Origin of the sequence: Pseudoalteromonas sp. BMB, from assembly GCF_001709235.1 — a bacterium.
Classification (GTDB): domain Bacteria; phylum Pseudomonadota; class Gammaproteobacteria; order Enterobacterales; family Alteromonadaceae; genus Pseudoalteromonas; species Pseudoalteromonas maricaloris.
The window spans coordinates 21,729-27,803 of record NZ_MBQA01000175.1; the positions used below are offsets into that span (position 1 = coordinate 21,729).

5 protein-coding genes are annotated in these 6,075 nt (G+C 43.5%); all 5 read right to left on the bottom strand.

Features of this window, described 5'->3' with window-relative positions; genetic code table 11:
• Positions 1-57 precede the first annotated feature (57 nt).
• Positions 58-954: an AraC family transcriptional regulator gene (locus tag BB427_RS15420; protein WP_069021724.1), complete on the bottom strand. Its 897-nt coding sequence runs from the start codon at positions 952-954 to the stop codon at positions 58-60.
• An 18-nt stretch (positions 955-972) separates the two neighbouring features.
• Positions 973-1,908, bottom strand: coding sequence for an alpha/beta hydrolase (locus BB427_RS15425; protein WP_069021726.1), 936 nt, complete (start codon positions 1,906-1,908; stop codon positions 973-975).
• 52 nt (positions 1,909-1,960) lie between these two features.
• Complete coding sequence (locus tag BB427_RS15430) at positions 1,961-2,875, bottom strand: alpha/beta hydrolase (RefSeq protein ID WP_069021728.1); 915 nt, start codon at positions 2,873-2,875, stop codon at positions 1,961-1,963.
• Positions 2,876-3,069: 194 nt separating this feature from the next.
• Positions 3,070-5,295: an EAL domain-containing protein gene (locus BB427_RS15435; protein WP_254663652.1), complete on the bottom strand. Its 2,226-nt coding sequence runs from the start codon at positions 5,293-5,295 to the stop codon at positions 3,070-3,072.
• A 348-nt stretch (positions 5,296-5,643) separates the two neighbouring features.
• Positions 5,644-5,988 (bottom strand): VOC family protein, encoded by a 345-nt coding sequence (locus tag BB427_RS15440; RefSeq protein WP_069021731.1) that lies wholly within the window; start codon positions 5,986-5,988, stop codon positions 5,644-5,646.
• Positions 5,989-6,075: the final 87 nt, after the last annotated feature.

Here is a 6,075-nt window from a genome sequence, read left to right on the forward strand (position 1 = left end):
AGCTCTGTAAATCTATAAACGAACGAAGGGAAAGTTTTAGGAATATTTTTATTAAACTTAGCTCAATTTAAGTCTCTGAATGTCTTTTTGCGGTGGTAATCCGAATAATCGACTGTACTCACGGCTGAACTGCGACGGGCTCTCATAACCCACCACACCACTGGCTTGGTTGGCATCTAAACCATTAATCAACATTTGCTCTCGCGCTTCTTGTAAACGCAGGGTTTTAAGATACTGTAATGGGCTTGTGCCTGTGGTACTTTTGAAATGCTGCCGAAAAGAAGACGCACTCATGTGCACTCGCTCTGCCAGTTCATTGATTTCAATTGGTCGCATAAAGTTGGTTTTAAGCCAGCTCACTGCTTTTACAATTTGACTGCTTGCAGACCCCTCAAAAGCCAACCGAGTTAAGGTCTCAGCATGCGGCCCCTGTAGCAATCTAATGACGATTTCCTTTTCAATAAGCGGCGCTAAGCTATCTCGCAAATTTGCGTCGTACTCAAGAGAAAATAATCGAGACAATGCGTCGGTTAAGCCTGCATCAATATGATGTATTGAGATAGATTTGGTGACTGATTGCTTTGCGGGCTTACTTAAGTTGAGCTCCGCCGCAGTTTGCAAAATAAGGTTGTAATCGAGTTTAACAAGCATACCAACAAAGGGGTGATGGCGAGAGGCTTCGGTCACATGAGAAATGAGCGGTAAATCAAACGTCGTCAGCATAGCTTGGCCTGCGGAGCAAAACAAAATTTCGTTATCTATCGAGATTTGCTTTGTACCTTGAAGCACCACCGCCAAACTCAACGTATAAATACAATGTAATGGCTCTGTTGGGGCACTGCGAATATGCATAGAAAGCTTTTGCACTTGGCTCTCATGATCTCCGGACTTTTTACAGCACAGCAGTACACGCTGTGCCAGTGGTTTCACGAGTTCACGATAATCCTCAACCATTTAACTCCCCCTTAGTGCTTACACATGCTTAGCTAAAAATGGAATAATTTGCTCCACGGCTAACGCAACGGCTTCTGGATGATCATAAAGATCGTAATGAGACCACTCTGATAATTCAACCAATTGCCTGTCTGCCGAAGCAAATGACTTCCCGTATATTGCCTTACCATCACGATAAGCGCCAAATGCACCTATCTTTTGACCAACAATGGCCATCATAGGCTGTGTCATCAACGTTTCAGCAAATGCAAACGCGTCCCAACTTAAAATTTTGTGCGCGTGCGAAAACAACATCCGCGTTGCACCGCCCTCAGCTTGGCCTCGTTTTGTTTTGTAATACTCGGTCGCTTCAAAAACATCACGCTCCGTTAAGCCGTTTTGTTTAGCAAATTCTAGGCTTGGCGGTAGCAGCTCATTTACTTGCCTTTCAGCCCCCAATGCTTCCGCGGTACGCCGCTGTGATATCGCCTCAAGCGTACCTAAAGGATTAAATTCAGAGAAATCTTCACGGAATAAACGACCAAGGTTAACGGGCGTCACACCGATCGCGGCTTTTATCCTTTTCTCTGTAAGCGCTGAATTAAATACATAACCACCGCCGCCACAGATCCCAAGTGAAGCAATACGGTTTGCATCCACGAAATCTAAGGTAACTAAATAATCTATTGCATGGCTAATATCTTCAACTCGCTGATGCGGATCTTCCTTGAATCGCGGTAGTCCTCCCGAACGACCCTGAAAGCTGGCATCGTAAGCAATAACCACATAGCCAGCATCGGCCAGTGCTCGTCCGTAGATAGCACTCGACGTTTGCTCTTTGCAGCTACCAAACGGATGTACTGACACTACCGCTGGGTATTTGTTCAAGGGATTAAAGTCATCTGGGGTTAGCATCAGTGCAGCGATATCCCAAGCCATGTCTTTATTTCTAAACGTAATTTCTTGCTGAACCATTGTTATCTCCGATTCCAAGTAACGAGTGGTAATTACCCATTTACAGCCAAACCTAAAGCGTACGTTTGAAAAACGCTGTTAACACGCTTACGGCTTCATTGACTTGCGCTTCGCCATCGTACAATTCCATGTGGTTTGCTCCGTTCACAACATGCATGGCTTTGTCTGTTGAAGCCGCTCTTGCTATCAGGTCATCGCTCATCCATTTGCTACCAGCAACACTGCCAACTACCGCAAGTAGCGGTTGGGTAAGGAAGGCTTCAGACTTAAAAAAAGCATCGTATGTAATGATTTGAGTCAGGCTTCGCGCAGTTGCAAAACCTGGCGCAGTAGGGTGTGCGGCTCGCGCTGTATGATAGTACTCCCACGCTTGGCGAAGTTCTTCGTTAGGGGCATCCTCTTCTCTAAGTGGTGCTAGAGGGATTGTTGCTGTCTCATCGCTATTTGCATCAGCAGAGCGAGCGTCAGACCCCGCCTGAATATAAGGCATAGCAAGTGCATCAGCTACGCTATTATCCCAACCATTTCTAAACATTTGTCCAATATTTACCATACTGACCATACCAACCGCTTTAATTCTTTGGTCATTGATTGCTGCATTCGCCGAATAGCCAGCACCAGCACAAATCCCCATGACACCAACTCGATCGTTATCAACAAATGACAGGGTCGTAAGGTAATCAATCACAGCACTGATATCTTCGGTACGCACATGTGGGTTTTCTAATTGACGAGGCTCACCCGTACTTTCCCCTTGATATGAAGCATCGTAGGCGATGGTAACGAACCCTTGCTCCGCCAATCTAGATGCATAGGTGCCAGCAGTTTGTTCCTTAACGCCACCACCGGGGTGAGAAACAACAATGGCAGGATAAGTCTTCAACTCGTCAAACTCTGTAGGTAAATTGAGTAAACCTGAAAGCGTGATAGCTAAACCATTTGTGTTTGGAAAAGTAACTTTGTTCATGTGAAACCCTCAAAAATGAATGTGACTAATGCGCTGATATACGTTGCCAAGAACACTGCGCTTTGTTGCTATCTAGTATAGGTAAGCGTAATTATGAATGTTTGCCTAAAATGATGAGGTGTTTGTCTATTTCAACGAAAAGTGCTTATTTACATACCGCATAAACTATAAAGATTTGAGTTACTAGAATGTACCTAGTTTTGACCTAATCTGCGCCTTTCTATGCTCATATGGGTACTGAGAATCGGGGTGATCTCTGACTCTGGGGCCGGAGCAAAAAGGTGGTTGCCTTGGATAAGGTGACAGCCATTGAGATTAAGAGACTTAGCTTGCAACGCGGTCTCAACACCTACCGCCACACATTCTACATCCAAGCTCTTTGCCATCTGTACTATCAATTTTGCAATATCATTTTGTGAGGCAACCGACTGCGGGGTCGCAAGGAAAGCCGGTGGAATTTTAATGGTTTCAAACGTGAGCTTCTGCAAGTACAGCATGCTGGTATGCCCGACACCAAAATGATCAATTGAGATCCGCATACCAGTTTGCTCTAATTCCGCCATCACTTCCGGTGCTTTATCAAGTAGCTCTATCAGGTCAACTTCTTTGATTTCTATTTCAATTTGCCGAGATGGCAACTGATGTTGCGCAGCCTGCTCCATAAAGTTTTTTATTACGGTTTTATTGGTGAGTTCAGCAAGCGAAAAATTAAAGCTAACCACGAGATTATCGTACTCGTAAAACCATGTTTTCATCGCCTGAAAGGCCAGTGCTCTGAGCTGTTGCCCAATTTCTACCATCAGATCGCCATCACATGCCGCTTCAAAAAAGTCTTCAGGTACCAACAATTGTTCATCTTGCTGCCACCTTGCGAGCACTTCAAGTTTTTTAATCTTGCGGGTATGCGCATCGACAATAGGCTGGTAATAAGGAATAAATTCTCGATTATCTAACCCCTGAATGATCCGACTTTCTTGCACTAAACGCTGTTCCGATTCGTGATCTAGGCGTGCGTTATAAAATTGAAACTCCGTTTGTGTGGCTTTTTTAGCTCGATACATTGCGGTATCAGCATGCTTTAACAAAGCTTCCGTGTTGTCACCATCATCAGGATAAATTGCAACGCCAGCACTCACCGTGGCTTTTAGGCTAACTTGGCGCAAACAATATTGTCCATTAACGCTACTCAATACTTTACTCACCACCTTACGTACATATTTTTTATCTTGGATCCCGTCAATGAGTAACACAAATTCATCGCCCCCCATTCTGGCAACGGTGTCGCATCCTCGAATTTGCTGAGTTAATCGACTCGCAATTTCTTTGAGTAATAAGTCACCATAATCGTGCCCCAGTGAGTCGTTGATTTTTTTGAATTTGTTGACGTCAATAAATACCAAAGCAAATTGATGACTCATGCGCTTGGCTCGTTTACAAGCCTGCACTAAACGGTCATGCAGCAATAAGCGATTGGGTAACCCGGTCAATGCATCGTGATGAGCAAGGTGATTCATTTTTTTCGCCATCAATCTCGACTCTGTCACATCTTGAAAGACCATTACAGTGCCAAGGTAGCTGCCATCTTTAGCTATAATAGGAGAGAAGGAATCTTGGATAGCAAAGGTAAGACCAAGATGATTGGTGATGGAAGTGAGTTCAGGTAAACAAATGGTATGGCCTTGCTTTAGACAAAGCTCAGGGAATTTATTCACCGAAGCTTTGGTTTCTTCGTGATACATAGACATAACATCATCAAATCGCCGCCCGACCACTTCTTCATTTAACATCGCGAGAATAGCTTCTGTGACAGGGTTAATATAAGTGATCACACCATTTACGTCTGTACAGATCACGCCATCACCAATAGAACTCAGCGTCACTTCGAGCAATTCTTTTTCTTCTTCTAGTGCCTGAGCGAGGCGGTTTTCTCTGCTGCTAGTATTAAAATAACAGAGATATCCTGTAACGGTATCCGCGACTTTAATTGGTAAAGTAACAGGACTAATAACTTTGCCACTGTGTTTGGTCGTGCAATTACCATAGCTTTGCGTTACGAGCGCTTCGAACATGCTTGTTGCACCACTCTTGCCCTCGCTATGGATATTACCGCTCACCGCGATTAAATTTTCAAGTTTTAACCCTATTACTGAGCTGCCAACACCCAGTATGGATTGCATTTGCTCATTGGCTTGTAGGATAACGCCGTCGCTGTCTAACATCATTTGTGGCACGCTAGAGCCATCATCAACCATAATTTTTTTAGTATCTTGTACTTGCCACCAAAGCAGTGCTACAAACAAAAAAACTAAAGCGCTGATGGCAATAAAAGTAATAGGCAACAATAAGAATAGGCCCAATTTATCGGCCATAAGCATGGTTAAGGAGAGTAAAATACCAACAACTAAGAATATCCGTCTCATTGCCTAATCAAACCTAAGTATGGTGAAGATGCATTTAGCGGTGTTTTGTACAATGATTGCCCTTGTCACCAGCACTTCTACGCTAAACCTAAACCCATTAGATAAGTCTATTGGCTGATCACGCAGTAAGTAGGTATCAAACACAAAGAGATGTTTGCATCAGTGTTTAATAACTATTGTTCACAATAGCAACGAATTCAAGTTTTTATCTGTTCTGAAAACGAAAGATTATTGCAGCAAAACCTCAGTATTTACGTGTGCTGTAAAGGGGCTTTACAACACACCGTTTGGTTATTTAAGCTGAGGTTTGAATTAGGAATGTGTTAACTAATTACTTTTAAACTCGGGTTATTTGGACCACACTGCAAACTCATTGCCGCTCGGCTCAATAAAATGAAAGCGACGACCGCCAGGAAATTCAAATATAGCTTTGCTTATCTCTCCGCCCGCTTGCTCTACTTTGCTTTGCACGGCTTCCAACTCATCGCTGTATAACACTACGAGCGCTCCACCTTGCGCTTGTTTAGAAGACACATCGGCTTGGAAAAAGCCGCCATCAAGGCCTGAATTTGCAAACGCAATATAATCTGGCCCGTAAGATTCAAATTGCCAATCAAACACCTGTTCGAAGAAAGCTTGTGTTGCTACTAAGTCTTTTGCTGCTAATTCTACATAGTTTATATGGTTGTTCATTTTTTATTCCTTTTATAATCTGTGCTTCATTTATGCTGTTATCGCCTAGGGCCTGTTGACCTTTACTGTTTGATTTTTGTTCTTCTG